Source organism: Paenarthrobacter aromaticivorans, from assembly GCF_019038615.1.
Taxonomy (GTDB): Bacteria; Actinomycetota; Actinomycetes; order Actinomycetales; family Micrococcaceae; genus Arthrobacter; species Arthrobacter aromaticivorans.
Genome location: NZ_JAHOPC010000007.1, coordinates 122,010 through 146,634, shown reverse-complemented (window position 1 = coordinate 146,634; position 24,625 = coordinate 122,010). Strand labels below are relative to the sequence as shown.

Annotated in this window: 26 protein-coding genes and 1 tRNA gene; 16 read left to right on the top strand and 11 right to left on the bottom strand. The window is 61.3% G+C overall.

The window, feature by feature from the left end; translation table 11 throughout:
- Nucleotides 1-45 precede the first annotated feature (45 nt).
- The 5 genes from KSW38_RS13020 to KSW38_RS13000 all read left to right on the top strand — a co-directional run bounded on the left by KSW38_RS13020 (nucleotide 46) and on the right by KSW38_RS13000 (nucleotide 4,477).
- Entirely contained in the window at nucleotides 46-669 is a 624-nt protein-coding gene (locus tag KSW38_RS13020) for a CDP-alcohol phosphatidyltransferase family protein (protein ID WP_216925343.1), read from the top strand.
- Nucleotides 669-1,574, top strand: coding sequence for a DMT family transporter (locus KSW38_RS13015; protein WP_216925342.1), 906 nt, complete (start codon nucleotides 669-671; stop codon nucleotides 1,572-1,574). Before KSW38_RS13020 ends, KSW38_RS13015 begins: the two co-directional genes overlap by 1 nt.
- Nucleotides 1,575-1,684: 110 nt before the next feature.
- The gene (locus tag KSW38_RS13010; RefSeq protein ID WP_216925341.1) at nucleotides 1,685-2,881 is read left to right on the top strand and encodes a glycosyltransferase; all 1,197 of its coding nucleotides are present in this window, start codon (nucleotides 1,685-1,687) and stop codon (nucleotides 2,879-2,881) included.
- Between the two features lie 83 nt (nucleotides 2,882-2,964).
- Nucleotides 2,965-3,038: transfer RNA gene (locus tag KSW38_RS13005), tRNA-Ile, on the top strand.
- A 248-nt stretch (nucleotides 3,039-3,286) separates the two neighbouring features.
- On the top strand, nucleotides 3,287-4,477 hold the full coding sequence (locus KSW38_RS13000; protein WP_216925340.1) for an acyl-CoA dehydrogenase family protein: 1,191 nt from the start codon (nucleotides 3,287-3,289) through the stop codon (nucleotides 4,475-4,477).
- 40 nt (nucleotides 4,478-4,517) lie between these two features.
- On the opposite strand, the gene KSW38_RS12995 is transcribed toward KSW38_RS13000, so the two are convergent.
- The gene (locus KSW38_RS12995; RefSeq protein WP_216925339.1) at nucleotides 4,518-5,009 is read right to left on the bottom strand and encodes a M23 family metallopeptidase; all 492 of its coding nucleotides are present in this window, start codon (nucleotides 5,007-5,009) and stop codon (nucleotides 4,518-4,520) included.
- Between the two features lie 409 nt (nucleotides 5,010-5,418).
- Here KSW38_RS12995 and rpsB point away from each other — a divergent pair, with 409 nt between their 5' ends.
- From rpsB to KSW38_RS12965, 6 genes are all read left to right on the top strand, one after another.
- Entirely contained in the window at nucleotides 5,419-6,261 is an 843-nt protein-coding gene (rpsB, locus tag KSW38_RS12990) for a 30S ribosomal protein S2 (protein WP_216925338.1), read from the top strand.
- A gap of 121 nt (nucleotides 6,262-6,382) precedes the next feature.
- A complete protein-coding gene (tsf, locus tag KSW38_RS12985) occupies nucleotides 6,383-7,219 on the top strand; it encodes a translation elongation factor Ts (RefSeq protein WP_216925337.1) in 837 nt (278 codons plus the stop codon).
- 121 nt (nucleotides 7,220-7,340) lie between these two features.
- Complete coding sequence (pyrH, locus tag KSW38_RS12980; RefSeq protein ID WP_216925336.1) at nucleotides 7,341-8,078, top strand: UMP kinase; 738 nt, start codon at nucleotides 7,341-7,343, stop codon at nucleotides 8,076-8,078.
- Between the two features lie 117 nt (nucleotides 8,079-8,195).
- Nucleotides 8,196-8,753 carry a ribosome recycling factor gene (gene frr, locus KSW38_RS12975; RefSeq protein ID WP_216925335.1) on the top strand — a complete coding sequence of 186 codons (558 nt, stop codon included), beginning with the start codon at nucleotides 8,196-8,198 and terminating at the stop codon, nucleotides 8,751-8,753.
- The gene (locus KSW38_RS12970; RefSeq protein ID WP_216925334.1) at nucleotides 8,753-9,688 is read left to right on the top strand and encodes a phosphatidate cytidylyltransferase; all 936 of its coding nucleotides are present in this window, start codon (nucleotides 8,753-8,755) and stop codon (nucleotides 9,686-9,688) included. The genes frr and KSW38_RS12970 overlap by 1 nt, the downstream gene beginning before the upstream one ends.
- 21 nt (nucleotides 9,689-9,709) lie before the next feature.
- A complete protein-coding gene (locus KSW38_RS12965; protein ID WP_216925333.1) occupies nucleotides 9,710-10,294 on the top strand; it encodes a DivIVA domain-containing protein in 585 nt (194 codons plus the stop codon).
- 13 nt (nucleotides 10,295-10,307) lie between these two features.
- Here the strand turns inward: KSW38_RS12965 and KSW38_RS12960 are convergent, their stop codons facing one another.
- From KSW38_RS12960 to KSW38_RS12940, 5 genes are all read right to left on the bottom strand, one after another.
- Nucleotides 10,308-11,030: a hypothetical protein gene (locus KSW38_RS12960; protein WP_216925332.1), complete on the bottom strand. Its 723-nt coding sequence runs from the start codon at nucleotides 11,028-11,030 to the stop codon at nucleotides 10,308-10,310.
- A gap of 61 nt (nucleotides 11,031-11,091) precedes the next feature.
- The gene (locus tag KSW38_RS12955; protein ID WP_216925331.1) at nucleotides 11,092-12,558 is read right to left on the bottom strand and encodes a sodium/solute symporter; all 1,467 of its coding nucleotides are present in this window, start codon (nucleotides 12,556-12,558) and stop codon (nucleotides 11,092-11,094) included.
- Complete coding sequence (locus KSW38_RS12950) at nucleotides 12,555-12,917, bottom strand: DUF485 domain-containing protein (RefSeq protein WP_216925330.1); 363 nt, start codon at nucleotides 12,915-12,917, stop codon at nucleotides 12,555-12,557. Before KSW38_RS12950 ends, KSW38_RS12955 begins: the two co-directional genes overlap by 4 nt.
- Entirely contained in the window at nucleotides 12,914-13,633 is a 720-nt protein-coding gene (locus KSW38_RS12945; RefSeq protein ID WP_216925329.1) for a LytR/AlgR family response regulator transcription factor, read from the bottom strand. Before KSW38_RS12945 ends, KSW38_RS12950 begins: the two co-directional genes overlap by 4 nt.
- Before the next feature lie 22 nt (nucleotides 13,634-13,655).
- The gene (locus KSW38_RS12940) at nucleotides 13,656-14,858 is read right to left on the bottom strand and encodes a sensor histidine kinase (RefSeq protein ID WP_216925328.1); all 1,203 of its coding nucleotides are present in this window, start codon (nucleotides 14,856-14,858) and stop codon (nucleotides 13,656-13,658) included.
- Between the two features lie 242 nt (nucleotides 14,859-15,100).
- Here KSW38_RS12940 and KSW38_RS12935 point away from each other — a divergent pair, with 242 nt between their 5' ends.
- Both KSW38_RS12935 and KSW38_RS12930 read left to right on the top strand, forming a co-directional pair.
- A complete protein-coding gene (locus KSW38_RS12935) occupies nucleotides 15,101-15,481 on the top strand; it encodes a DUF485 domain-containing protein (RefSeq protein WP_216925327.1) in 381 nt (126 codons plus the stop codon).
- Nucleotides 15,478-17,109: a solute symporter family protein gene (locus tag KSW38_RS12930; RefSeq protein WP_223948518.1), complete on the top strand. Its 1,632-nt coding sequence runs from the start codon at nucleotides 15,478-15,480 to the stop codon at nucleotides 17,107-17,109. The genes KSW38_RS12935 and KSW38_RS12930 overlap by 4 nt, the downstream gene beginning before the upstream one ends.
- Nucleotides 17,110-17,188: 79 nt before the next feature.
- Here KSW38_RS12930 and KSW38_RS12925 read toward each other — a convergent pair whose 3' ends face one another.
- From KSW38_RS12925 to KSW38_RS12905, 5 genes are all read right to left on the bottom strand, one after another.
- Nucleotides 17,189-18,208 (bottom strand): PHP domain-containing protein, encoded by a 1,020-nt coding sequence (locus tag KSW38_RS12925; protein ID WP_216925326.1) that lies wholly within the window; start codon nucleotides 18,206-18,208, stop codon nucleotides 17,189-17,191.
- Between the two features lie 77 nt (nucleotides 18,209-18,285).
- Nucleotides 18,286-18,876, bottom strand: a complete 591-nt coding sequence (locus tag KSW38_RS12920) for a hypothetical protein (RefSeq protein WP_216925325.1) — start codon at nucleotides 18,874-18,876, stop codon at nucleotides 18,286-18,288.
- 44 nt (nucleotides 18,877-18,920) lie between these two features.
- The gene (locus KSW38_RS12915; protein ID WP_216925324.1) at nucleotides 18,921-19,328 is read right to left on the bottom strand and encodes a DUF4383 domain-containing protein; all 408 of its coding nucleotides are present in this window, start codon (nucleotides 19,326-19,328) and stop codon (nucleotides 18,921-18,923) included.
- A 131-nt stretch (nucleotides 19,329-19,459) separates the two neighbouring features.
- Entirely contained in the window at nucleotides 19,460-20,248 is a 789-nt protein-coding gene (locus KSW38_RS23435) for a hypothetical protein (RefSeq protein ID WP_254186444.1), read from the bottom strand.
- Nucleotides 20,249-20,303: 55 nt separating this feature from the next.
- On the bottom strand, nucleotides 20,304-20,774 hold the full coding sequence (locus KSW38_RS12905) for an Lrp/AsnC family transcriptional regulator (RefSeq protein WP_216925323.1): 471 nt from the start codon (nucleotides 20,772-20,774) through the stop codon (nucleotides 20,304-20,306).
- A 193-nt stretch (nucleotides 20,775-20,967) separates the two neighbouring features.
- Here KSW38_RS12905 and pdhA point away from each other — a divergent pair, with 193 nt between their 5' ends.
- From pdhA to KSW38_RS12890, 3 genes are read left to right on the top strand one after another with little or no spacing between them, the layout of a single operon-like run.
- The gene (pdhA, locus tag KSW38_RS12900) at nucleotides 20,968-22,137 is read left to right on the top strand and encodes a pyruvate dehydrogenase (acetyl-transferring) E1 component subunit alpha (RefSeq protein ID WP_216925322.1); all 1,170 of its coding nucleotides are present in this window, start codon (nucleotides 20,968-20,970) and stop codon (nucleotides 22,135-22,137) included.
- Nucleotides 22,137-23,147, top strand: a complete 1,011-nt coding sequence (locus KSW38_RS12895) for an alpha-ketoacid dehydrogenase subunit beta (RefSeq protein ID WP_216925321.1) — start codon at nucleotides 22,137-22,139, stop codon at nucleotides 23,145-23,147. Before pdhA ends, KSW38_RS12895 begins: the two co-directional genes overlap by 1 nt.
- Entirely contained in the window at nucleotides 23,144-24,622 is a 1,479-nt protein-coding gene (locus KSW38_RS12890) for a dihydrolipoamide acetyltransferase family protein (RefSeq protein WP_216925320.1), read from the top strand. The genes KSW38_RS12895 and KSW38_RS12890 overlap by 4 nt, the downstream gene beginning before the upstream one ends.
- Nucleotides 24,623-24,625: the final 3 nt, after the last annotated feature.

Below are 24,625 nucleotides of genomic sequence, written 5' to 3'. Positions count from 1 at the left end.
CTGCCGCGGTACCGCACACACTGGAGAAGAGGAAAGGGGGACACCATGAGGTTCATCGGTGCTGGTTCGCATCCGGACCGTCCCCAGGTGGACCACGACCTCGTCTTTACTGTTCCCAATGTGCTCACGGTTCTGCGCTTCATGGGCGTCCCGCTCTTTGTGTGGTTGGTCCTGTGGCAGAAGGAATATGGCTTCGCCGTCCTCGTCCTGGTCATTATGGGCAGCACGGACTGGGTGGACGGTTATATCGCCCGCCGCTACAACCAAACGTCCAAGTTGGGCAGGATCCTGGACCCCATGGCGGACCGGGCCGCGCTCATAGCCGTTGCGATCACGTTGGCGATCGCCGGCGTCGTGCAGTGGTGGTATCTGGCCGCGCTTGTTGTGCCTGACGCCATTCTTGCGATTGCCTCGCTGATCTACTTCCGCAGCCATCCGGACCTTCCTGTCAGCATCATCGGCAAGATCCGCACAGGGCTCCTGCTGGTGGGCACGCCGTTGCTGGTACTTTCCAAATTGCCCGTTTCACACACCGACGCTTACTTCGCCGCAGCTTGGGTCTTCCTCGGCCTCGGCCTGCTGGGCCACTGGATTGCGGCCTACAACTACTACTGGGCCATCCTGCGTAAAGGCAAAGAACTGCGGGCCAACGACGGCGGACACGGCTGATGGTGTGGCTGGCGGTTTTCCTTGCCGTACTTGGCGCCTTTTTCCTTGCCATCGGGGCCCAACGCCAGGGAAGCGCGGTAAAGGCCGATACCGGCGGCCTGGCCCTGAGCTCCAACGGGTTCCTGCGGCTTCTGCGCAATCCACGATGGATGCTTGGGCTTTTGCTGTTGTGCCTTGGCATGGTGATGAACGCGATCGCCCTCGTATCGGCACCCCTGACCGTGGTGCAGCCCATTGGAGCGATCGCACTGGTCATTACCACCGTGGTCAACGCCAAGGACCAAGGCCTGAGCATCAACCGCGCCACCGTGGTTGCCATTACCGCCTGCGTCACCGGATCCGCTTTGTTCGTACTCCTGGCAGTTAACGTCACGCAGGAAAACCATCACGTTAACGCTGAAGACGAACTGACAATCGTGCTTCTCCTGGCCCTGGCCGTGGGGCTTTTCGGCACTCTTGCGGTGGTGTTCAAACACCGCATGAGCGCCTTCATATACATCTTGGGAGCGGGTGTACTGTTTGGCTTCGTTGCCGTCCTGACCCGGATCATCGGCAAGCACCTGCTGGATCCCAACGGCCTGTTCCTGCTCAATGTGCAGTGGTACACACTCATTGCCATCGCGGCCGCCGGGGGCCTTGGTTCCTGGTTCGTCCAGAGCGCGTATTCAGGCGGCCCTCCGGATCTGGTTATTGCCGGACTGACCGTGGTGGACCCCATGGTGGGCATCGCCATTGGCATCGTTATCCTTGGTGAGCTTCGTCCCGATGTCCAGCCTGTGATGGCAATCAGCATGGCCGCTGCAGCTTCCCTTGCTATCGTGGGGGTTATTGCCTTGAGCCGGCACCATCCGGAAGTCACCAAGCGTAAGAAGGACGCGAAGGCGGCTGCAAGCCGGAAGGCCTAGGCAAAGCCTTAACTTGCGCCACCGCTTCCCAGCGGTCCGGCAACCCGGCGACACCACAGCATTGACCCGTTCAAGGCTGTTCCGCACCGTGACCATCAGGAGTTCTCCACGTGACCATTCCCGACACCAACAAACCCCTTACCATCCTGATCGCGGCGGACACCTACCCGCCGCACGTAAACGGTGCTGCGCAGTTCGGCTACCGCCTGGCCAAGGGAATGACGGCGCGCGGACACAACGTGCACGTGTTGGCTTGCCGTCCGGACACGGGCAAGAGCTACACCGAGTTCCGTGACGAGGCAACCGTCCACCGCCTCCGCTCGCATAGTGTGTTCACGCACGAATACTTCCGCATCTGCTTCCCTTGGGAAATCAAGAAGGAAATCAGTCTCCTGTTCGACAAAGTCCAACCGGACGTAGTGCACATCCAAAGCCACTACATGATTGGCGAGCACGTACTCTACGAGGCCGTGAAGCGTGGCATCAGAATTATTGCCACCAACCACTTCATGCCTGAAAACCTGAACCCGTTCCTTCCGTTCCCGCAGTGGTTCAAGGACATCGTGGGGCGCATCTCCTGGAAGGACATGGGCAAGGTGATGGGCCAGGCCGACGTCGTCACGACACCCACGCCGCTGGCGGCCAAGGCCATGCACCAGCACGCGTTCCTCCGTAAGGTCCTGCCCCTGTCCAATGGCATTGATTCCGCAGCCTATGAGCTGCAGCCGGGCGAGACGATCGAACCCCATGCCCATCCCACGGTTCTTTTCGCGGGACGGCTTGCGGAAGAGAAACACGTCAATGTCCTGATCGACGCCATCGCCAAGACCCCGCGCGAACTCAACGTCCACCTCGAGATCGTGGGCGGCGGGGAAGTCCGCCCTGCCTTGGAAGCACAGGTGGCAAAGCTTGGCTTGGGGGACCGGGTGAAATTCCTTGGACTGGCAAGCGATGAAGAACTGCGCGAGGCCTACATCAAGGCCGACATTTTCTGCATGCCAGGCACTGCAGAACTTCAATCGTTGGTGACGCTCGAAGCCATGTCTGCTTCCACTCCTGTGCTGTTGGCCAATGCCATGGCACTCCCGCACTTGGTCCGCGACGGCGAAAACGGATACCTCTTCACACCGAACGACAGCACGGAGCTCGCAGCGAAGATCACCAAGCTTGTGGAGCTTCCCGAGGACCAACTGAATGCCATGGGCAAGGTGAGCCGCGAGATGGTAGAGCCGCACAGCATCAACGGCACCCTCCAGACATTTGAGGACCTCTACCGCGGGGCTTCCTACGAGGACATGGTGGTGTGACAAAAGCACTCTTCAGTAGCTATTAGTATTGCTAGAGTGCATTTGCCCCAACTGCTGCTTCTTAGCGGCCGGAGGGGCGTCACGGGGCTATAGCTCAGCTGGTTAGAGCGCGGGACTCATAATCCTAAGGTCCTCGGTTCAAGTCCGAGTAGCCCTACCTTTACACGGGAGCCGTGGTTGGCATTTCATACGTCAGCCACGGCTCTTTTTGCGTTTTCCGCCGCCGCTGCCGGCACGTGAAGGGCGGCCGGCATGTCGCCACGATCCTCAACGCCGCACTCATCGGTTGTCCCCGTTGCAGTGAACCGCGGAACTGCGGTATGTTACTGAACAGTAACTTACTACTCGCCGGTAACTTCCGGGGCCGTGACGTGGTCGCAGGTGACCACCCTTGAAGGAGCGCATATGTCCAACGCTGCATTCGATGCCAATAATCTCCCTTATGCCGATGGTGACTTCTACGCCTTTGAGCAGATGCTGACGGGCAAGGAGCAAGACCGCCTGGCCGAGGTTCGTGGGTTCCTGGCTCGCGAGGTCAAGCCTATTGCCGTGGATTGCTGGAATCGCGCCGAGTTTCCGATGGAGCTCATCCCCAAGTTGGCGGAAATCGACCTCGTCAGCCCCGTGCGGCGGCAGGGATATTCGAACCTGTTCGCTGGCATCCTCCATGCGGAAGTGACCCGCGCCGATGCTTCCATTGCCACGTTCATGGGCGTGCATGATGGCCTGTTCACGGGCTCTATCGAAGCCCTTGCTTCCCAGGACCAGAAGGATGCCTGGCTTCCGGACATCTACTCCCTGAAGAAGATCGGTGCGTTCGGTTTGACCGAGCCTCTGGGTGGTTCCGATGTGGCCGGTGGTACCCGGACCACCGCACGGCGCGATGGGGACCACTGGATCCTCAACGGAGCCAAGCGATGGATCGGCAACGCCACGTTCTCCGACTGGGTGGTCATCTACGCCAAGGATGTGGCGGACAACCAGGTCAAGGCATTCCTCGTGGACACCTCGCTGCACGGCTACTCGGCAAGCAAGATCGAGAACAAGATCTCCCTGCGTACGGTTCAGAACGCGGACATCATCCTGGACGATGTCGTAGTGCCGGACTTCTTCAAGCTGGCCAACGCCAATAGCTTCCGCGATACCAACAAGGTCCTCAAGGTGACCCGGCTCGCCGTCGCCTGGCAAGCCGTGGGGCTTCAGCTCGCTGCCTTCGATGTTGCCCGATCCTACGCGGTGGAGCGCCAGCAATTTGGCAGGCCCTTGGCGGCTTTCCAGTTGGTGCAGAACCAGTTGGTTCAGATCCTGGGTAATGCGGTGGCATCAATGGGCATGATGGTGCGTTTGGCCCAACTTGAGGATGCCGGGGTTGCAAAGGACGAGCAGTCAGCCTTGGCGAAGGCGTTCACTACCGCACGCATGCGGGAAAGTGTTGCCCTTGGCCGTGGAATCCTGGGCGGCAATGGCATTGTCACCGACTACGAAATGGCCAAGATCTTCTCCGATGCCGAGGCCATCTACTCCTACGAAGGCACGCACGAGATCAACACCCTGGTGACTGGACGGGCTATCACCGGAGTCTCGGCCATCGTGTAGGTGCCTGGCTCCTGTTCCGATGCGGTCTATTCCATCGCGGCTATTCCAGCGGTAGCAGAATGGATGGCCTCAGGTCCTCCACGAATCCCAAAGGGTTGACGTAATCCTCGCCACGGCGGACGCCCCAATGTAGGCAAGCGGTGGCGCTGCAGTGTCCGGGGGCCAGGGAGCCAACTGCCTGGCCCTTGCGCACGGTATCTCCGGGCTTTAGATCACTGGTCACCGGCTCAAAGCTGCTCCGTAAGCCCCCGCCATGATCGATCGTCAGGACCGGACGGTCAACCACGACGCCGGCAAAGGTCACCACGCCATCGGACGGCGCGGTGACCGGAGCGCCGTCGAACGCTGGCCCGAGGTCCACGCCCCTGTGTCCGCTTAGCCACGGCTTGTCCGGCGGGTCGAACGCCCGAAGGGCGGCGGGTTTGGGGGACAGGGGCCAGCTCCATCGCTCGTCCGCCGGCGTCGCCCCGGGGATTCCGGCCATGGTCACGGCGAGGACAAGAGTGGATATGGAGAGCTTCATAACGGGCATGTACCAAGGCTTTCCGCTCCCGTCCTGCCGTGCCATCCCCGGCCTGTCCTATGTGGACAACATCCGCGTTCGGGCGGTCAAACGAGTGGTGCCGCTGTAGTACACTTGGTGGAGCAGTTTGCTGTGCCCTCAAGCTAATTCAGGAACATGTCTCATTCAGATATGTGAGGGTCCAGAGCTGACTACGCGTATCCAGCCCTCCACCAGCGAAGCCTCTTGGCTTTAGGCTGCGGAGGATTGTGCCTCTTGCGGTCCGGTTGAGCCTTTCGGCCCCACTCCGGATGAGAAGTGCAATGGATGCCAGGAGCCGCGCCCGTCCGGGCAAAGGCTAAACAACCGTCAACTATTGGCAGGGTAAGAGCAGCCCCATGGGCTCTCTCATGAATGACCTGCCGGAAGGAGCGCCGGCATGCCCGTCGTAACTATGCGCCAGCTGCTTGACAGCGGCGTCCACTTTGGACACCAGACCCGTCGTTGGAACCCGAAGATGAAGCGCTTCATCTTCACGGAGCGCAACGGCATCTACATCATTGACCTCCAGCAGTCGCTGTCCTACATCGACCGCGCCTACGAGTTCGTCAAGGCTACTGTCGCCCACGGCGGCACCGTCCTGTTCGTCGGCACCAAGAAGCAGGCTCAGGAAGCAATTGCCGAGCAGGCTACCCGCGTTGGCCAGCCGTACGTGAACCAGCGTTGGTTGGGCGGTATGCTCACCAACTTCCAGACCGTCGCCAAGCGTATCCAGCGCATGAAGGAACTCGAAGAGATCAACTTCGAGGACGTCGCCGGCTCCGGTTACACCAAGAAGGAGCTCTTGCTCCTCAAGCGCGAACTCACCAAGCTTGAGTCCAACCTCGGTGGTATCCGCAACCTGACCAAGGCTCCTTCTGTTCTGTGGGTTGTTGACACCAAGAAGGAACACCTTGCTGTCGACGAAGCCAAGAAGCTGAACATCCCGGTTGTTGCCATCCTGGACACCAACTGCGATCCGGACGAAGTTGACTTCCCGATCCCGGGCAACGACGACGCCATCCGCTCCGTGAACCTGCTCACCCGCGTTGTTGCCGACGCCGTTGCTGAGGGCCTCATCGCCCGCAACCAGCGCGCCACCGGCACCACCGAGGCTCCGGAAGAGCCGCTGGCCGAATGGGAGCGCGAGCTCCTCGAAGGCAGCAAGACTGAAGAAGCTCCGGCCGCCGAGGCTGCCGAGGCTCCTGAAGCTGCAGCTGGCGAAGCCGAAGAAGCCAAGTAAATCTGGACCTTCCCTAAGGCCGGAAACGGCATCGGGGGCATCTGACAGGATGGCGGCCCACACGGTGGGCTGCCGTCCTGTCAGTCCGTAAACACACAACTTTCTAGACAGAGGGGTTCACATGGCGAACTACACTGCTGCTGACATCAAGGCCCTGCGCGAGCGCACCGGCGCCGGCATGATGGACGTCAAGAAGGCTCTTGACGAGGCCAACGGTGACGCCGAGAAGGCCATCGAGATCATCCGTATCAAGGGCCTCAAGGGCGCTACCAAGCGCGAAGGCCGCTCTACCGCTGAGGGCCTGGTTGCTGCCACGGTTACCGGCGGCGTGGGCGTAATGATCGAGGTCAACTGCGAGACCGACTTCGTCGCCAAGGCTGACAAGTTCATCCAGCTGGCTGACAAGGTCCTCAACGTTGCAGTCGAGTCCGGCGCTGCCGACCTCGAAACCCTGCTGGCCACTGAGGTGGACGGCAAGCCGCTGTCCGAGGTCGTCATCGAAGAGGGCGCTGTCCTCGGCGAAAAGGTTGTTGTCCGCCGTATTTCCCGCGTTGAGGGCACCACGGTTGACGCTTACCTGCACAAGACCTCCAAGGACCTTCCTGCACAGGTCGGCGTCCTGTTCGCTGTTGACGGTGAAGGCGAAGCCGCTGCCACCGCAGCACACGACATCGCCGTCCACGTGGCAGCCATGGCTCCGAACTACCTGACCCGCGAAGACGTCCCGGCCGAACTTGTCGAGTCCGAGCGCCGCATCGCTGAAGAGACTGCCAAGGCTGAAGGCAAGCCGGAAGCTGCACTCACCAAGATTGTCGAAGGCCGCGTGACGGGCTTCTACAAGGGTGAGGTCCTGGTTGACCAGGCATTCGCCAAGGATTCCAAGAAGACCGTTGCACAGGTCCTCGAAGAAGCCGGCGTCAAGGCAACCGCAGTATCCCGTTTCCGCGTCGGAAACTAGTAATTCATGAAAAGGGGTGGTCACTTCGGTGGCCGCCCCTTTTTCATGCACCCGTCCGGGTAGTATCTGCGCGGACCCACAGCACGATAATCTAGCCAGAGTCCACCAACGGGAAGGCACCATGGAAACCGTCAATACTGCAATCCAGCCCGAGAAGACCCGCCGCCGTGTACTTCTGAAACTTTCCGGCGAGGTCATCGGCGGAGGCAAGCTCGGCGTCGATCCTGAAACCGTCCGCGCTATTGCCAAGCAGATCGCTGCTGCCGTCCCTGACGTTGAAGTAGCCATTGTGGTTGGCGGTGGAAACTTCTTCCGCGGAGCCGAACTATCCCAGAGCGGCATGGACCGTTCCCGCGCGGACTACATGGGCATGCTTGGCACGGTCATGAACTGCCTCGCGCTGCAGGACTTCCTGGAGCAAGCGGGCGTTGAAACCCGCGTCCAAAGCGCTATCACCATGGGCCAGGTGGCAGAGGCGTACATTCCGCGCCGGGCCATCCGCCACATGGAAAAGGGCCGCGTAGTCATCTTCGGTGCAGGAGCCGGCCTGCCGTACTTCTCCACGGACACAGTAGCTGCACAGCGCGCGCTCGAAGTCCACGCCGACGTCGTACTAATGGCAAAGAGCGGTGTGGATGGCGTCTACACCGCTGATCCCAAGAAGGATTCCTCCGCCGAAAAGCTTGATGTCCTCAGTTATGACGACGCCCTGCGCCGGGACATCCGTGTCATGGACCAGACGGCCATGACCATGTGCAAGGACAACAACCTCTCCATGGTGGTCTTTGGCATGGAGGGCGAGGGCAACGTTACCCGCGCCATCCTGGGTGAAACGTTGGGAACCCTGGTTACTCCCTAGCAGCGGCTAGGATATTTCTAGGACCGTCCGCCCCTCGTGGCGGATCTTTACTGTGCATTCCTGTAACGTGCATTGCCGCCCGCAGTTGGGCAGCGACTATTTTCTGAGGAGAAACCCGTGATCGAAGAGACCTTGCTCGAAGCCGGCGAGAAGATGGACAAGGCGGTTGAGGTAGCCAAGGAAGATTTCGCCTCGATCCGTACGGGCCGGGCGAACCCCGGGCTCTACAACAAGGTGATCGTGGAGTACTACGGAACACCCACCCCGCTGCAGCAGCTCGCATCCTTCGCAGTTCCGGACGCCCGGACCATCCTCATCACGCCGTACGACAAGACGGCACTGCGTGACATCGAGAAAGCCTTGAGCGACTCCGAAGTTGGCGCCAACCCCTCCAACGACGGCAACATCATCCGTGTCACCATCCCGGAGCTCACCAAGGAGCGCCGCAAGGAATACGTGAAGATCGTCAAGGGCAAGGGTGAAGACGCCAAGGTTTCGATCCGCAGCATCCGCCGCAAGGCCAAGGACGCGATCGATAAGTTCGTCAAGGACGGCGACGCCGGCGAGGACGAAGGTTCTCGGGGCGAGAAGGAACTCGACGCCATCACCAAGCAGCATGTCGACAGCATTGACGAACTGCTCAAGCGCAAGGAAGCCGAGCTGCTCGAGGTCTAATGAACCAGGCAGAGCCGGCACCCGCTGGGAGGGTCCCGACACGCGATACGAGCAAACGCTTCAGGCGTTTGCGGGGGAACCCGACGCCGAAGGCAGGCCGCAATCTTCCGGCTGCCATCGGCGTCGGGCTTGCCATGCTTTTCGCCGTTCTTGGGGGATTGCTGTTCCTTCCGCTTGGATTCGTCCTGCTCACCACATCGTTTGCGGTGCTGGGCGTTTGGGAAGTTTTCAGGGCCCTTGAGGCCCAAGGAACCAGGATGCCGATCATCCCCGTGATGATCGGCACGCTGGTGATGCCGGTGTCCGCCTACTTTGGCGGTTTGGAAGGCTTGTTGTTCACCATGACGGCAAGCTGCGTCGCAGTGTTGCTGTGGCGCTCCATCGAGAGTGCAGCAGGGGCTCCCCGCAGCGTTTTTGCGGGTGTCTTCACTCTCGCCTGGGTACCGTTCCTGATCAGCTTCGCAGCGCTCCCGCTGCATGCAAGCGGTGGCGCGACTCCAGTGGGCTTATGGCCCGACGGCATTCCAGGGGGAGCCTGGCAGATTGCCACCATGCTGCTCCTGGTCGTATCGAATGACACGTTCGGTTACATCGTGGGCGCCTCCTTCGGGAGGCACCCCATGGCACCGAAAATCAGTCCCAAAAAGTCCTGGGAAGGATTTGCAGGTTCTGTCGCGGGAGCCATGATCATTGGTGTTCTCGCGTGTGTCCTCATGTTGGACAAACCGTGGTGGGTTGGCCTGGTGCTGGCTACCGGCATGGTTGCTGCTTCAACGGCGGGAGACCTCGCCGAGTCCATGGTCAAGCGCGAACTTGGCGTGAAGGACATGAGCAGCATCCTTCCCGGCCACGGTGGTGTCATGGACCGTTTGGACTCGATCGTCTTCGCGGCCCCTGTAGCCTATGTTCTGTTCGCGCTGCTGAGCGGCGTCTGACAACCCGATGAAGGAAAATTAGTGGCTTTGGATATTCGTCGCCAGATTCCCGCAACGTTCGATCGCGTTGATCGCAGCAAGTATGGCTACAACGCCAAGCAAGTGGATGCGTTCCTTAGCCGTGCCAGGACTTCTTTCGAGAACCCTGTGGGTGCCGCCGATCAAGTGGCCAGCACGGATGTACGGGATGTAGCTTTTGACCCGGTGAAGGGTGGCTACGACGCCAACAGCGTCGACGCCGCGTTGGATCGGCTTGAAGACGCTTTCGCACGGCGGGAACGGGACGATCTCATCAGCCAGAAGGGTGAGGAAGCCTGGCTGCGGCAGATCGGTAAGCTCTCCGGCATCCTTCGCGGAAGGCTGCACCGTCCCGACGGCGAACGATTCCGCCGCCCGGCCAAGAAGAAAGTCCGCAGCTACAACGTCCAGGACGTGGATGCACTCTGTGCCGAACTCATCGGTTACCTGGAGCACGATCAGGCCCTCAGCGTGGACACGGTTCGCCGTGCAGTCTTCCGCGCAGCCAAGGGGGATGAAGGCTACGAAGAAGCCCAGGTGGATGCATTCCTTGACCGTGTGGTTGAACTGATGGCGGCCATCGACTAGGAAGTCCGGAAAACTACCGTGGCGTTGGAGAGATGGGTGGGTTGTTCTTCCATGCATCGAGGTAGCGGCGCCTTCCACGGGCCAGCGCTGTAACGAAAAAAGCCAGTGCTGCCACTACGGCAACGCTCACCGCGACAACGGCTGGCAGTCCTGCAACCAACAGTGCCGAGCCCACCAACAAGGCGATCAGGGCTGCGTTTACGGTCGCCATGAATACCATGCTGCTGCCAGCTACCTGGCTGAAGTCCTTCCTTCCGCCGAAGAAGTAGTAAGTACGTTTCGAACCTTCCTCGTCGTCGTGGGATCCAGCCATAAGGTACCTCGCCACGCCAGGGTCCAGGTCCACATATGCGGCCCGCAACCGGTTCATGGCGATGACGTACATCAGATCCTCCATCCCGACGCTCATGACGCGTATGTGGGTGAGGAGCCCCACCATAAGGTCAATGGTGAGGATGGTCAGGGCGAATGCCCTGAAGGCTTCGGAGAATTGCGTAGCCTGACCCACCAGGGCCACACTCAGCAGGCTGGCTGACGTGAAGGTCAGGAACATGCTGATGCGCGTGAGGACCTCACCTTGGGTGGTGCTCCTTGAAGCAAGAAGGCTCCAGTGTTCGGTGGCCAGCAACTGGGCCCGGATGCTTAGGGAAACCGCTGGTTGCTCAGCCTCCGGCGGGGATGGGGCAGTCGGATTCACCGGCGGTTCGGGGTTGGCAGTACCCGGTTCTTCGGACATGGCGTCATTGTCCACCTTGCCCTATGCGCGGACAACAGGCGGCCGGTTCCCCTGCAGTCTGTTAGCGTTCGGTGGCCACTGGCCGTTCTGGAACGTGCAGGCGGGACATCACGCGGTTCACGGAAGCCGGCACACGGTTCTTGGTCCAGACGGAGACGGCCACAGTCACTGCGAAAGCAGCGGGTACGGTCCATGCAGCCGGTTGGGCCAGCCAGGCAGGAGCGTTGCCCTGGCCCATGACAGTGCCAATCACCATTGCCCCGCCGCATAGCAGCGCACCCGTCACCATCCCTGCAATTGCGCCGGCATCAGTCAGCCCACGCCACCAGATTCCCAGCAGCAGCACGGGACAAATGGTGGAGGCCGTGAAGGCAAAGACGAGTCCAACACTCCCCGCCAAGGCAAGGGTGTCTGTCGTGAAAGCAAAACCCAAAGGCACGACGGCGGCCAGCAGCGCTGCGAGGCGGAATCCACGGACGCTTCCTCCAAAGAGGTCCTGGCTGATGACACCTGAGAGCGAAACCACCAGCCCGGACGTGGTTGACAGGAATGCGGCGAAGGCGCCGGCGACTACGAGTGCGGAAAGGAGTTCACCGGCCGTTCCTCCCACGAGCTTGCCGGGCAACAGCAGGACCAGGGCATCGGCTTGTCCGGACTGCGCGAGTTCCGGGGCGAAGATTCTGCCCACCGCCCCGGAAAGCGTGGGAAAGAGGTAGAAGACCGAGAGAAGTCCAAGGACGATCAGGGTGGTGCGCCGTGCCGATTGTCCGTCGGGATTTGTGTAGAACCGGACCAGGACGTGCGGCAGGCCCAATGTCCCGAAGAGCAGTGCCACCATGAGCGAAATGTTCTGGTAGGCGCTGGTGGCCGGCTGACCAGTGGGATTGACGGGAAGTTGGGCTTGGTGCGGGGTGTCGTTTCCAGCAAGCACCAGGAGCACGAATATGACAGGAACGGCCAACGCAGTCAGCTTGAGCCAATACTGGAAAGCCTGGACGAAGGTAATGGACCGCATCCCACCCGCTACCACCGTGACGCACACCACCAGCACCACCGCCGTCGAACCTACCCACGACGGCAGTCCCGTGGTGATGCGGATGGTGAGCGCAGCGCCATGAAGCTGGGGCACGATGTACAGCCAACCGACGGCCACCACCACCAAGCTCGTGACGCGCCGAACCATCCTCGAATCCAGGCGCGCCTCCGTGAAGTCAGGGATGGTGTACGCGCCGGACCGCCGCAGGGGAGCGGCAACGAAAAGCAACAGCATGAGGTAGCCCGCGGTGTATCCAACAGGGAACCACAAGGCGTCGGTTCCGGATAGCAGGATCAGTCCCGCGACTCCGAGGAAGCTCGCGGCGGACAGATATTCGCCGCCAATCGCTGAGGCATTCCACCACGGCGGGACTGTGCGTGAGGCAACGTAGAAGTCTCCCGTTGTGCGTGAGATGCGCAGCCCATAGAAGCCGATGACCGCCGTCGTGATCGAAACTGCCAGAAAGGCGACCAGGCCAACCGCAGGGTTCACTTGTCCTCCACAAGGTCCCGATATCGGGCTTCATTGCGGGCGGCCGCACGATTGTAGAGCCAGGCGCTCAGGCCGATCACAGGATAGATCCCAAGCCCCAGCAACAGCCAGTCGAGCGGAATGCCCAGGATCCTGGTCTCAGCCACCCCTGGCCCGAAGACCAGCAACATGGCGAACGCGGCAAGGATCAGCAGGAAGCCGCACGCCACCACCAGGGCGAGCCGCAACTGAGAGCGGATAAGGGAACGGACGAAAACGCGTCCCACGTCCGAATCCTCGGGGACTTCGCCACCGTAGGGGAAACGGAGGGGAACTGGTTTCGCTGATTGGCGTGGTGCCGTGACCCGAACGCGCGTCATCCTTGTGGCCGGATGCGGGTGGATTGCAGCTTGTCCCGCACCGATGGCAGGTGGCGCCGGCTAATGGGCAGCTCCGCACCGGCCACCCTTACGCTGGGGGCGGTCGCAGAGAGCTTCAGATGGCCCACATGGTCCAAGGCAATCAGGTAGCTGCGGTGGATCCGGATGAAACCGGCTTCGGCCCACTTCTGTTCCAGGTCGCTGAGCGGGACGCGGATCAGGTAACTGGCTTCGGCCGTGTGCAACCTGGCGTAATCGCCCTGCGCCTGCACATAGCTGACATCATCGCGACGGATCATGCGGGTGGTGCTTCCCAGGTCCACCGTGATCATTTCGGGAGCAGGAGCGCCGTCCTTGATCAGCTCGCTGATCCGGTCCACGGAACGTGCCAGCCGTTCGGCACGGAGCGGCTTGAGGAGATAGTCGATGGCCGCGAGGTCGAAGGCTTCAAGCGCGCAGTCTTCATCAGCGGTGACAAACACGACGGCGGGCGGGCTGCTGCTGCGCGCGATGGCGCGGGCGATGTCCAAACCGGAAAGGGCCGGCATATGGATGTCAAGAAACACGGCGTCAACGGACTCCCGTTCCAAAATCCGCAAGGCCTCGCCCCCGGACGAGGCTCGATGGATAGTGCCGACGCGCGCATCTTGCCCCAGCAGGAAAGCGAGCTCCTCCACGGCAGGCAGTTCGTCGTCAGCGACGAGCACGTTGATCATGATTAAAGATTAGCCCCGTGTGTCAGGCGTCATGTCCCGGCTGGGATTTGGGGACCCGCATGGTGATCAGCGTCCCCTCGCCAGGGGCTGTTTCGATGACGAGGCCGTGCTCGTCCCCATAGACCTGCCGCAAGCGCGCATCGACGTTCCGCAAACCCACGTGCTCGCCGTCTGTATGTCCGGCAAGTACGGACCGCAGGTGCTCCGGGTCCATCCCCACGCCGTCGTCCTCGATGGTGACCTCAGCGAACGCGCCGGAATCGTTGGCACAAATGGTGATATGTCCAGGACCTTCCTTCGCTTCAAGGCCATGGCGGACCGCGTTCTCCACCAGCGGTTGCAGGCTAAGGAACGGTATGACCGTGCTCAGCACTTCGGGTGCGATCCGAAGGCTGACCTGCACGCGCTCGCCGAACCGGGCCCGTTCCAGAAGGAGGTAGCGGTCGATGCAGCGCAGTTCCTCGGCCACGGTGGTGAAGTCGCCGTGCCTTCGGAAGGAGTACCTGGTGAAGTCGGCGAATTCCACCACGAGCTCCCTTGCCCGGGCAGGATCCGTATTGATGAAGGAAGCGATCGCGTTCAAGGAGTTGTAAATGAAGTGCGGGCTGATCTGGGCACGAAGCGCCCGGACTTCGGCCTCCATCAGCAGGGTCCGGGAAGCCTCCAACTCAGCCAGCTCGAGCTGGGCAGCAATCCAGTCAGCCACTTCGCTGGTTGCCCTTACCAGCCCGGCTCCGGCTGCAGGCGCAAGTGCTGCCACCGATCCGACCACTTTGGAACCGGCACGGATGGGGGCAATAACGGCACTGAAATCGTGGTGGCCGTGCTCGGATTTTGCGGGCGCCGGAGTCCCGGCGTGGGGCACCACGGCAGTCCGCCCTGTCGCCAGGACGTCCGCGGCGAGGCGCATGAGGGAAGGCCGCAATTCCTCGGCAACCCCATCCCAGGCAAGGACCGAATCGGTATCCGTGATGGCCAACGCGTCGCAGCCCAGGAGCATTCGCAGCTGCCTGCTGGCTTTGGCGGAGCCCGCCGCGTGCAGGCCGCCACGCAGATGCTGTCCCGCACGTGAGGCTGCATGGAGTGTGTTGTACGTGGCCCGCTCAGCATCCGTGCCAAGGTCCCGGAAGGAACGGATCACCTTCAGCCCAACACCCACGACGACGGCGACGGCGAGCACGATCACGGCGATCGCGGCTGCTGTGAAAAGCGGGGAGTCAGGCATAGAGCCAGCGTAGCCCGATGCTCTCTCACTTCCTGCGCCGTTTCCCCCAACCTTCTCTCACATCCCACCGGGTTTTTCCCAACGTTCTCTCACATCCCACCGTTCGGCGCAGCATCCTGACCGCTGGGCGACGCTGGCCGCTGGTTCTCTGGAACCGCCGGCACCGGCCGACGGATAGTGATTGCAGTCACATTGGCAAGGCGTGTGGAGCTGATGTGGACACATCACAATCAGGAGGAACCATGGGTAATGAGGCCCAACCCCAGGACGCAACGGCGTCCGTGGACTTCCAGGAAGTCCAGCAGACGGAACGGTTCAAGACGCTGCGAAAGCGGCACCGCAGTTTTGTCTTCCCGATGGCAGTGGCGTTCCTGCTTTGGTATTTCGCCTACGTTCTCTTGGCCGACTACGCCGTCGGCTTCATGTCCATTAAAGTTTGGGGCAACATCAACGTTGGCCTGATCCTTGGGCTGCTCCAATTCGTCACCACTTTCGGCATCACAGCGTGGTACGTGAGCTACTCCAACAGGAAGCTGGACCCGATCGCGGCTGGTATCCGCCATGAGATCGAGGGCCACCAGTTCGATAAGGATGGCAATGTGATCCGCGGGGCAGCCAAATGAACACAAACCACATCAGCACCCTTGTCCCCGCGGTCAACGTCGCGGCATTGAAGGACACGACGCTCCTCAATATGGGCATTTTCGCCCTCTTCGTGGCGGTCACCATGGTGATCGTCTTCCGGGCAAGCAGGAACAACAAGACCGCGGCCGACTACTATGCGGCAGGCCGTTCCTTCACCGGTTCACAGAACGGCACAGCGATTGCCGGCGACTACCTTTCCGCGGCCTCGTTCCTGGGGATCACGGGCGCCATTGCGATCAACGGATATGACGGGTTCCTCTACTCAATCGGCTTCCTCGTCGCCTGGTTGGTGGCGTTGCTCCTCGTGGCCGAACTCTTGCGCAACACCGGCAAGTTCACCATGGCCGATGTCTTGTCGTTCAGGCTGCGCCAGCGGCCGGTCCGCATCGCGGCCGCCCTCTCAACCCTTGCAGTTTGCTTCTTTTACCTCCTCGCCCAAATGGCGGGAGCAGGCAGCTTGATTTCGCTCCTCTTGGGCATCAGCGACTGGGGCGGACAAGCTTTGGTGATCATCGTCGTCGGCGCCTTGATGATCATGTACGTCCTCATCGGCGGCATGAAGGGCACCACGTGGGTGCAGATCATCAAAGCCATCCTGCTGATCGCAGGAGCCGCAGTCATGACTGCCTGGGTGCTGGCGATTTACGGCTTCAATCTCTCCAACCTGCTCGGCTCCGCGGCCGAAGCCGCCAACAACCCGGCGGTCCTGAACCCGGGCCTGCAGTATGGCAAGACGGAGACGTCCAAGCTTGATTTCATGTCCCTGGGCTTGGCGTTGGTGCTGGGCACAGCTGCCCTCCCACACGTTTTGATGCGTTTCTACACGGTTCCCACCGCCAAGGAAGCACGCAAGTCCGTGGTCTGGTCGATCTGGCTGATCGGCCTGTTCTATCTGTTCACGCTGGTGCTGGGTTACGGTGCTGCAGCTTTGGTTGGAGCGGACACCATCAAATCGGCCCCGGGTGGCGTTAACTCTGCTGCACCCCTGCTGGCCTTCCACCTCGGCGGTCCGCTGCTGCTCGGTTTCATCTCAGCAGTCGCGTTCGCCACCATACTTGCCGTCGTGGCTGGACTGACCATCACCGCCGCAGCCTCCTTTGCCCACGACATCTATGCGAACGTCATCTCAAAGGGCAAAGCCGACGCCACTACAGAGGTCAAGGTAGCCCGTCGGACCGTAGTAGTCATCGGTATCCTGGCCATCCTGGGCGGCATCTTCGCCAACGGCCAGAACGTCGCATTCTTGGTGGCCCTTGCCTTCGCCGTGGCAGCCTCGGCGAACCTGCCCACCATCGTCTACTCCTTGTTCTGGCGGAGGTTCACCACTCAGGGCGCCGTGTGGAGCATGTATGGCGGCCTGGCCTCTGCCATTCTGCTCATCACGTTCTCGCCCGTGGTTTCAGGCGCCAAGACCTCCATGATCCAGGGAGCCAACTTCGCGTTCTTCCCGTTGAGCAACCCTGGCATCGTGTCCATCCCTCTTGCTTTCCTCCTGGGTTGGCTGGGGACTGTCCTGGACAAGCGCCTCGAGGATCCGGCCAAGCAAGCGGAGATGGAAGTCCGCTCGCTGACAGGTATCGGCGCCGAGAAAGCGGTGGACCACTAAGTTCAGCAAGGATTAAGGCCAAACACGGGGGCTCCTTCTGCCAAGCGGCGGGGGAGCCCTCAGGCATGCCAACGCTAAATCACTTCTTGAGGCTGAGCCATTCCTTCAGCTGTTCCAGTGGCCATGTGGTGACGATCCGTTCCTTCGGCACGCCAAGTGACTCGGCGCGTTCGGCGCCGTACTGGAGGAAATCGAGTTGGCCAGGGGCATGGGCATCACTGTCGATGCTGAACAGGCAGCCGGCGTCCAGAGCCATCTTAATCAAGTTGTCCGGAGGGTCCTGCCGCTCCGGCCGTGAATTGATTTCGACGGCGACACCCCACTCGGCACATTCAGTGAAGACCTTGACGGCATCGAATTCGGACTCAGGCCGGGTGCCGCGGGATCCTTGGACCAGACGGCCAGTGCAATGCCCCAGGACGTTCGTGTGTGGATCACTGATTCCGCCGAGCATCCGCTTGGTCATGGTCTTCTTGTCCGAGCGCAGCTTTGAGTGGACACTGGCCACCACCACGTCCAGCCGGTTCAGCATTTCCGGCGTCTGGTCCAGGGTCCCGTCCTCCAGGATGTCCACTTCGATGCCTTTGAGTAAACGGAAGCCGTCCTGATCCGCGTTGATCCCTTCCACCACACCGAGCTGCTTTTCAAGGCGCTCTACGCTGAGGCCGTTGGCGATGGTCAGGTTGGGGGAGTGGTCAGTGAGGGCAAGGTATTCACGGCCCAGGGTTTTGGCGGCAGCCACCATGGTTTCAATCGGCGAGCCGCCGTCGGACCAGTTGCTGTGGCTGTGCAGGTCACCGCGTAACGCTGCCTTGAGGGTGTCGCCGCCGGACGCCAAGGATTCGGCCCCACGCTCGCGAAGGTCGGCCAGATAATCGGGCACCCTGTCTTCCATAGCCTGGGTAATGACTTCCGCGCTTCGGTCCCCAACACCTTTCAGGCTGGTGACTCTTCCGTTCCGAATGAGCCTGGCCAACTCGTCGGGCGGAAGCTGCCGAACGGCGTCGGCCGCTTTCCTGAAGGCCTGGACCTTGAAGGAGGGGGCTTGGCCGCGTTCCAACCAAAAGGAGATTTCTTCGAGCGCCTCAACGGGATCCATGGCTCCATGATCCACGAAGCGGGCGCTCCATCAACAGTGGGCAATGTTGATGGAGCGCCCTGTTCCGGGGACGTCACTTAGTGGTGGCGGCTTGGAGTTAACCCCGGATGTGTCCCTTCGGAAGGAGCCTTGGCGTGCTCCCCATGGGGTACCGCGTGCTGGCCCGCCATCGATGCCGCCAATCCCGGCGTGGCCACTGAAGCAACAACGACGGCGGCTCCGAACGCGGCTGCCAGAAGCCGCCCGGTCCTTGGCAGGCCGTGGGCGCCGCCGTCGTTGGTCTTGTGCTGCCGCCGCAGCCAACCGCCCCCGCCAAGTGCCATCAGGGACAGGCTAAAGGCGGCAAGATGGCTCACATCAAGCGAGCGCCCAGGAGTTGCCACGCTCCATATGACGACGGCGATATGGGCCGCGGCTGCCGCTGCCAGGGCGGGAAGCGCAAGCCGTGGAAAGACAAGGGAGTTCCGGTGGAGCCCCCATAAAGACCAAGCCAGGAAGGCGAGTCCGGATGCGAGGGCCACCACTCCGGAAACTATCAATCCAGGTGCACCCGTTGCTGTCAGGTACCCGGCGGCAATGGAAAGATCCACCATGCTGCCAGCCATGGCAGCGAAGTAGACGAACAACAGGGTGGCTGCTTTCAGCGTGGGGTGCTGTTCTCCTGCCATGGCGCTCTCCTTGGACTCAGTCTTTGGGTTACGTGGTTCCGCGATCAGGCGCGGGCGGAGACGACGACGGCCTTGTCCTGGGAGAGGGCAACGCCCAGCAGCACCACGGCGCTGGCAAGGTGCAACACGTTGTCTGCCCCGTTCAGGGCGATGATGTTCAGTGAAGTCCCAACGAGGAACAGCCCGAGGATACCCACCAGCAGGTAGACGCCGCCCACCGCCGTGTTGACGGATTTGGAAAGCGTGACACCGTTCATGCCCGCATAGAGCAGGGCGGCACCGATGGCCAGGTGAATAACGTTATGCAGCGGGTTCACCGCGAAGATGATCAGATTGGCACCCTCAGTGGCGAAGAACCCGGTTCCCGAGGTGACGAAGAATCCGAGCACGCCTACCAAGAGGTATACGGCTCCGAAGATGGTGGCGATCAAGCGATTGGGCGAAGTACGCATTGGTCCGAACCTTCCGGTGGTGGCCGGGGCTTTCCCGGCCGTCCTGTGGAACCCCGGGCGGGGCTCTCAAACAGTGATTCGGACCATGCGTTGATGCGGATGGGTGGAAAGCGGGATATTTTTTCCCACCCTTATGGACGGAGGCGGATGCTGCTCATTTTGAGATCGTTGGTGCCCTCGAAAACGTACTTGAGATCGATGCTCTTTCCGCTGCATTGCAAGGTTCCCGTGATATCCGCTTTGTTACTGCCGTTCTCGGAGTTCACGCTCACGGAGCTGTAATTGGGCTTGCATGAGTCATCAAGTTCCAGGCTGGCAATGCCGTCGATGAAGGACTGCTTATCCAGTTCGTCCTTCAATGCTTGGTGCAGGTAGTTGTCGTAGGCCTGCTCGGTTTGCCCTGAAACCACCAGGTTGGTGAACTCGTCCGCCAAAGACCTCGCCTTCGACGTCGCGCCGCCCACCACGTTCACCAGCACCAGGATTCCCACGACGGCAAGCACGATCACTCCTGCCACAATGCCCAGGACAATCCAGAGCACCTTCCTGCTCTTGGCTGGCGGCGGAAACTGCTGGCCGTACTGTCCGGGCGGGTACTGTCCGGGTGGATAAGGGTTTTGGCCAGGCTGATACTGGCCCGGCGCATACTGACCCTGGGGGTACTGGCCTTGGGAACCAGCGGACGACGGCGGCTGTTGCCACTGCGGTGGAGTCCCGTTCGGTGGGGGGTACCCGGGGCCGGGTGGGACGGGTGGCGGGTTCTGGCCGTATTCGCTTCCGCTGCGTTGGGTTCCGTCGCGGCCATTCGGTTCCTGTGGGTTGCTCACTGTAGTGCCCCTTTCGGCAGCCTGCGGCAGCGCCACCACGTAGCCGGAAACCGCTGGCCGGCCCCCGATGCGTCCATCTGAATCAAATCGCATCCACAGTTCCACAGGCAAGGGCCAAAAGGGTAATAACGGCAGGTGAAAGCGGGCTTCAGCCCTCAGAGCGCCGGCCCAACAGGGGTTGCACCCGGTACGGAATCATTTCCCGCATGGCCAAGGCGGTATCCGTGCGGTCGACGCCGTCGCAGGCCAGGATCTTGCCATTGATCCTGTAGAGGTCCTCCGCGTCCAACGCAACCACCCGCAACAGCAGGTCGGCTGACCCGGTCAGGCCGAAACCTTCCAGGATCTCGGGGATGTCCGCAAGTTCCTTCGCCAGCGAGGCGAGTTTCTGTTGCTGGACATGGACGCTGATGAAAGCCGTGAGCGGATAGCCGAGGGCAACGGGGTTGATGCGCCGCTCAAAGGAGAGGAAGGCATGCTTCTTCTCGAGTTGCGCCATGCGGGCCTGCACCGTGTTGCGGGAAAGGCCCAGTTTTTGGGCGAGGGCCACAACGGTTCCTCTGGGATCCTTTGCCATCGCAGAAAGGAGCCGGGTGTCAGTGCCATCCAAAGGTTGCATAATGCGCAAGATTAGCACGGTGGGGAGCCACTCAATATGGCAGAATGCTCAAGTTTTTCGAGGGTAGTTGTACCCGATGCGCCTTGTGAGTAGGGTCACAATTAACCCTGGCGAAGGAGCCAGGGAGTCGGTCTGCGGCTGGATCACAAGTCCAGCAGGGCCGGCAAAACTAGCCGGAAGGTTGCGATCACCTGTGTTGACGGATAAGGCGGGCAAGGGAGTGCAAAATGACGCTCCGCGCCCCGGACAAAGTGCACAAAATCCTTTGCGGACGGGGGGCAACCTCCTCCAGTTGGTGTCGCCGGAAGGCGAACGGATCAGCCATCCGGAATTTGATCTTTGGATCAAGGACATCGGCGATGAACAACTGGGCTCCTTGTTTGAGGACATGACGGTCATCCGCCGCATCGATACCGAAGCAACAGCCCTCCAGCGGCAGGGTGAACTAGCCCTCTGGCCTCCGCTGCTTGGGCAGGAAGCAGCCCAGATCGGCTCAAGCCGATCCTTGCGGGATGATGACTTTGTTTTCCCCAGCTACCGTGAAAGCGGCGTAGCCTACATCCGCGGCGCGCATGTATCAGAGATCGCCCAGGTATGGCGCGGAAACGCCCTCTACTCCTGGGATCCCCAGCGGATCAACATGGCGACACCCCAAATCATCATCGGATCCCAGAGCCTCCACGCCACCGGTTACGCCATGGGCGTCCAGTTGGACGGCGCCAGCACGGCAGTTCTGGCCTACTTTGGGGATGGCGCCACGAGCGAAGGCGACGTGAGCGAGGCCATGGTGTTTGCGGCCAGTTTCCAAGCTCCCGTGGTCTTTTTCTGCCAGAACAACCACTGGGCCATTTCCGAACCTGTGCGCGTGCAGTCCCACGTTCAATTGGCCGACAGGCCTACAGGGTTCGGAATCCCCAGCCTTCGTGTTGACGGAAACGATGTCCTCGCCGTCATGGCCGCTACCCGCTGGGCTATGGACCGTGCCCGGAGCGGCGGCGGCCCAACCTTTATCGAAGCGGTCACCTACCGCATGGGCCCGCACACTACTGCCGATGATCCCACGCGATACCGGGACCCCAATGAGCTGGAGGACTGGGCTGCCAAGGATCCAATTCTTCGTCTGCGGCGGCTCCTCGACGCCAAAGGCCTGCTCACTGAAGAACTGGAAGGCAGGGTCAAAGCCAAAGCCGACGCCGTCGCCGCCGAGCTCCGCACCAGTTGCGTCAACATGCCCGATCCGCAGCCGTTGGACGTCTTCAACCACGTCTACAGCACACCCAATTCCTGGATTGAACGCCAGAAGGATCACTATTCGCGCTACCTGAACAGTTTCAACCAGCCCGTCGAGGAAGGTGCACTCTGATGTCCAAGCTCACATTTGCCCGGGCAATCAACGCCGGCCTTCGCAAGTCACTGGAAAACGATCCCAAAGTCGTCCTCATGGGCGAGGACATTGGTTCCCTCGGAGGTGTCTTCCGTGTCACCGATGGACTCCAAAAGGACTTTGGAAAGCACCGGGTAATTGATACGCCTCTGGCCGAGTCCGGCATCATTGGAACCGCAGTGGGCCTGGCCTACCGGGGCTACCGCCCAGTGTGCGAGATCCAGTTCGACGGCTTCATCTACCCTGCCTTCGATCAGATCGTCAGCCAGGTGGCCAAGATGCACTACCGGACACAGGGGCGGGTCAAGATGCCCATCACCATCCGGGTTCCTTTCGGTGGTGGCATTGGCTCCCCGGAGCACCACTCCGAATCACCGGAAGCTTATTTCACCCACACTTCAGGGCTTCGGGTGGTGGCGGTCTCCAACCCACAGGACGCATACACAATGATCCAGCAGGCCATTGCCTCGGATGATCCCGTTCTCTACTTCGAACCCAAGCGCCGCTACCACGACAAGGGTGACGTCGAGGAGTCCCTTGACCTCTCCAACGCGATGCCATTGGACAAGGCAGCTGTGGTCAACGCCGGTTCGGACGTCACCTTGGTGGCATACGGCCCTCTGGTAAAAACCGCCAAGGATGCGGCGCAGGCTGCGGCTGATGAAGGAGTTTCCGTGGAAGTCATCGACCTACGCTCGTTGGCTCCAGTTGACTACCCAGTGGTGGAAGCCTCCGTGCGCAAGACGGGCCGGCTGGTCATCACACACGAGGCCGGACAATCCGGTGGCCTCGGAGCGGAGATTGCCGCCAGCATTACCGAGCGTTGCTTCAACTACCTGGAATCGGCGCCCGTCCGCATTACCGGCTTCGATGTTCCCTATCCCTACTCGAAGCTCGAAATGCACCACTTGCCGGACCTGGACAGGATTCTGGATGGCGTGGACCGCACGCTGGGCCGCCCCAACTCCCTGAGTGGACTGGAAGGATGACCGCCACCATGATCAAGGAATTCAGGCTGCCGGACCTTGGCGAAGGCCTGACCGAGTCGGAAATCCTAAGCTGGAAGGTCGCAGTGGGGGACACCGTTACCCTCAATCAGGTCATCGCGGAGGTTGAGACGGCCAAGGCAGTCGTCGAGCTGCCGTCGCCTTTCGCCGGCGTCGTAGCGGCGCTGCACGAGCAGCCCGGTTCCGTGGTGGAGGTCGGCAAACCGATCGTCTCCTTCGAAGTGGACGACGCCGGGGCCTCCAATGGGGGCAACGGACCTGCCGCTGGAGATCAGGCTGCCGGCGAACCTGAGTCCACTGGCGAAGCTCAGCCCACTGGGGGATCTGGATCGAACGGTGGATCTGGATCAAACGGCGGGTCTGCATCAAACGGCGGCCCGCGGCCAGTCGAGGCGAGCGGGGCGGCCGCAAGCCCCGCCAAACGTGAGCCGAACCTTGTGGGGTATGGCGCCGTCGTCGAGCACACCGGACGGCCGACACGCCGGGTCCGCGCCCAGGTCCAAGGCGAAACGCCGCAGGCGCGCCCCACGGAAGCGGCCCGGGAGCCGGTGGCAACTCCTCACCCTGAGGCAGCCACGGCTGAGCGTCCGCGTTCCACACCGCCGGTACGTAAGCTGGCGCGCGATCTTGGGATCGACCTTCAATTGGTTCCCGGCACCGGTCCAGGGGGACTCATCACGCGGGAGGACGTACAGAACTTCACGGGTGAGGCGGTAGGCACAAGCGCGGTACCAACAGGGCCGGCAGCCACCGGCGAGCGGGAAACGCGTTCACCCATCAAGGGCGTCCGGAAGTTCACAGCTGCGGCCATGGTGCAGAGCGCATTCACCGCGCCGCACGTGACGGAATTCCTGACGATCGATGTGACTGCCACCATGGAATTGCTGACACGACTCAAGGCAAGCAAAGCGTTCGAGGGTTACAAGCTCACTCCGCTCACTATTGCGGCCAAGGCGGTCCTGATAGCGCTACGGAACAACCCGACGTTGAATTCGCGCTGGGACGAGGCACGCCAGGAGATCATCCAGTTTAATTACGTCAACCTTGGCATCGCGGCTGCTACGCCCCGGGGCCTGACGGTACCGAACATTAAGGACGCCGATCGCCTGACCCTGCGGGAACTTGCTACAGCGTTGTCAGAACTCACGGATACCGCACGTGCCGGCAAGACGTCTCCGTCAGATCTTTCGGGCGGCACCATCTCCATCACCAACATCGGAGTATTCGGGATCGACGCCGGGACGCCCATCCTGAATCCGGGCGAGGCTGCCATTGTGGCCTTGGGTGCCGTGCGCAAGGCACCGTGGGTGGTAGATGATGAGATCGCCGTACGGCAGGTGATGTCCCTGAGCTTGTCCTTCGACCATCGCTTGGTGGATGGGGAACAGGGTTCACGATTCCTGGCGGACCTTGGCGCTATCCTGTCCGATCCCGCCATGGTGTTAACTATGGTCTAGCTT

What these genes read in the sequence shown, in the direction of transcription:
- KSW38_RS13020 (WP_216925343.1), top strand. Translation starts at nt 46, where the DNA reads ATGAGGTTCATCGGTGCTGGTTCGCATCCGGACCGTCCCCAGGTGGAC.
- KSW38_RS13015 (WP_216925342.1), top strand. Translation starts at nt 669, where the DNA reads ATGGTGTGGCTGGCGGTTTTCCTTGCCGTACTTGGCGCCTTTTTCCTT.
- KSW38_RS13000 (WP_216925340.1), top strand. Translation starts at nt 3,287, where the DNA reads ATGTCCAACGCTGCATTCGATGCCAATAATCTCCCTTATGCCGATGGT.
- KSW38_RS12995 (WP_216925339.1), bottom strand. Translation starts at nt 5,009, where the DNA reads ATGCCCGTTATGAAGCTCTCCATATCCACTCTTGTCCTCGCCGTGACC.
- rpsB (WP_216925338.1), top strand. Translation starts at nt 5,419, where the DNA reads ATGCCCGTCGTAACTATGCGCCAGCTGCTTGACAGCGGCGTCCACTTT.
- tsf (WP_216925337.1), top strand. Translation starts at nt 6,383, where the DNA reads ATGGCGAACTACACTGCTGCTGACATCAAGGCCCTGCGCGAGCGCACC.
- pyrH (WP_216925336.1), top strand. Translation starts at nt 7,341, where the DNA reads ATGGAAACCGTCAATACTGCAATCCAGCCCGAGAAGACCCGCCGCCGT.
- KSW38_RS12970 (WP_216925334.1), top strand. Translation starts at nt 8,753, where the DNA reads ATGAACCAGGCAGAGCCGGCACCCGCTGGGAGGGTCCCGACACGCGAT.
- KSW38_RS12960 (WP_216925332.1), bottom strand. Translation starts at nt 11,030, where the DNA reads ATGTCCGAAGAACCGGGTACTGCCAACCCCGAACCGCCGGTGAATCCG.
- KSW38_RS12950 (WP_216925330.1), bottom strand. Translation starts at nt 12,917, where the DNA reads ATGACGCGCGTTCGGGTCACGGCACCACGCCAATCAGCGAAACCAGTT.
- KSW38_RS12945 (WP_216925329.1), bottom strand. Translation starts at nt 13,633, where the DNA reads ATGATCAACGTGCTCGTCGCTGACGACGAACTGCCTGCCGTGGAGGAG.
- KSW38_RS12940 (WP_216925328.1), bottom strand. Translation starts at nt 14,858, where the DNA reads ATGCCTGACTCCCCGCTTTTCACAGCAGCCGCGATCGCCGTGATCGTG.
- KSW38_RS12935 (WP_216925327.1), top strand. Translation starts at nt 15,101, where the DNA reads ATGGGTAATGAGGCCCAACCCCAGGACGCAACGGCGTCCGTGGACTTC.
- KSW38_RS12930 (WP_223948518.1), top strand. Translation starts at nt 15,478, where the DNA reads ATGAACACAAACCACATCAGCACCCTTGTCCCCGCGGTCAACGTCGCG.
- KSW38_RS12925 (WP_216925326.1), bottom strand. Translation starts at nt 18,208, where the DNA reads ATGGATCCCGTTGAGGCGCTCGAAGAAATCTCCTTTTGGTTGGAACGC.
- KSW38_RS12920 (WP_216925325.1), bottom strand. Translation starts at nt 18,876, where the DNA reads ATGGCAGGAGAACAGCACCCCACGCTGAAAGCAGCCACCCTGTTGTTC.
- KSW38_RS12915 (WP_216925324.1), bottom strand. Translation starts at nt 19,328, where the DNA reads ATGCGTACTTCGCCCAATCGCTTGATCGCCACCATCTTCGGAGCCGTA.
- KSW38_RS23435 (WP_254186444.1), bottom strand. Translation starts at nt 20,248, where the DNA reads ATGCGATTTGATTCAGATGGACGCATCGGGGGCCGGCCAGCGGTTTCC.
- KSW38_RS12905 (WP_216925323.1), bottom strand. Translation starts at nt 20,774, where the DNA reads ATGCAACCTTTGGATGGCACTGACACCCGGCTCCTTTCTGCGATGGCA.
- KSW38_RS12895 (WP_216925321.1), top strand. Translation starts at nt 22,137, where the DNA reads ATGTCCAAGCTCACATTTGCCCGGGCAATCAACGCCGGCCTTCGCAAG.
- KSW38_RS12890 (WP_216925320.1), top strand. Translation starts at nt 23,144, where the DNA reads ATGACCGCCACCATGATCAAGGAATTCAGGCTGCCGGACCTTGGCGAA.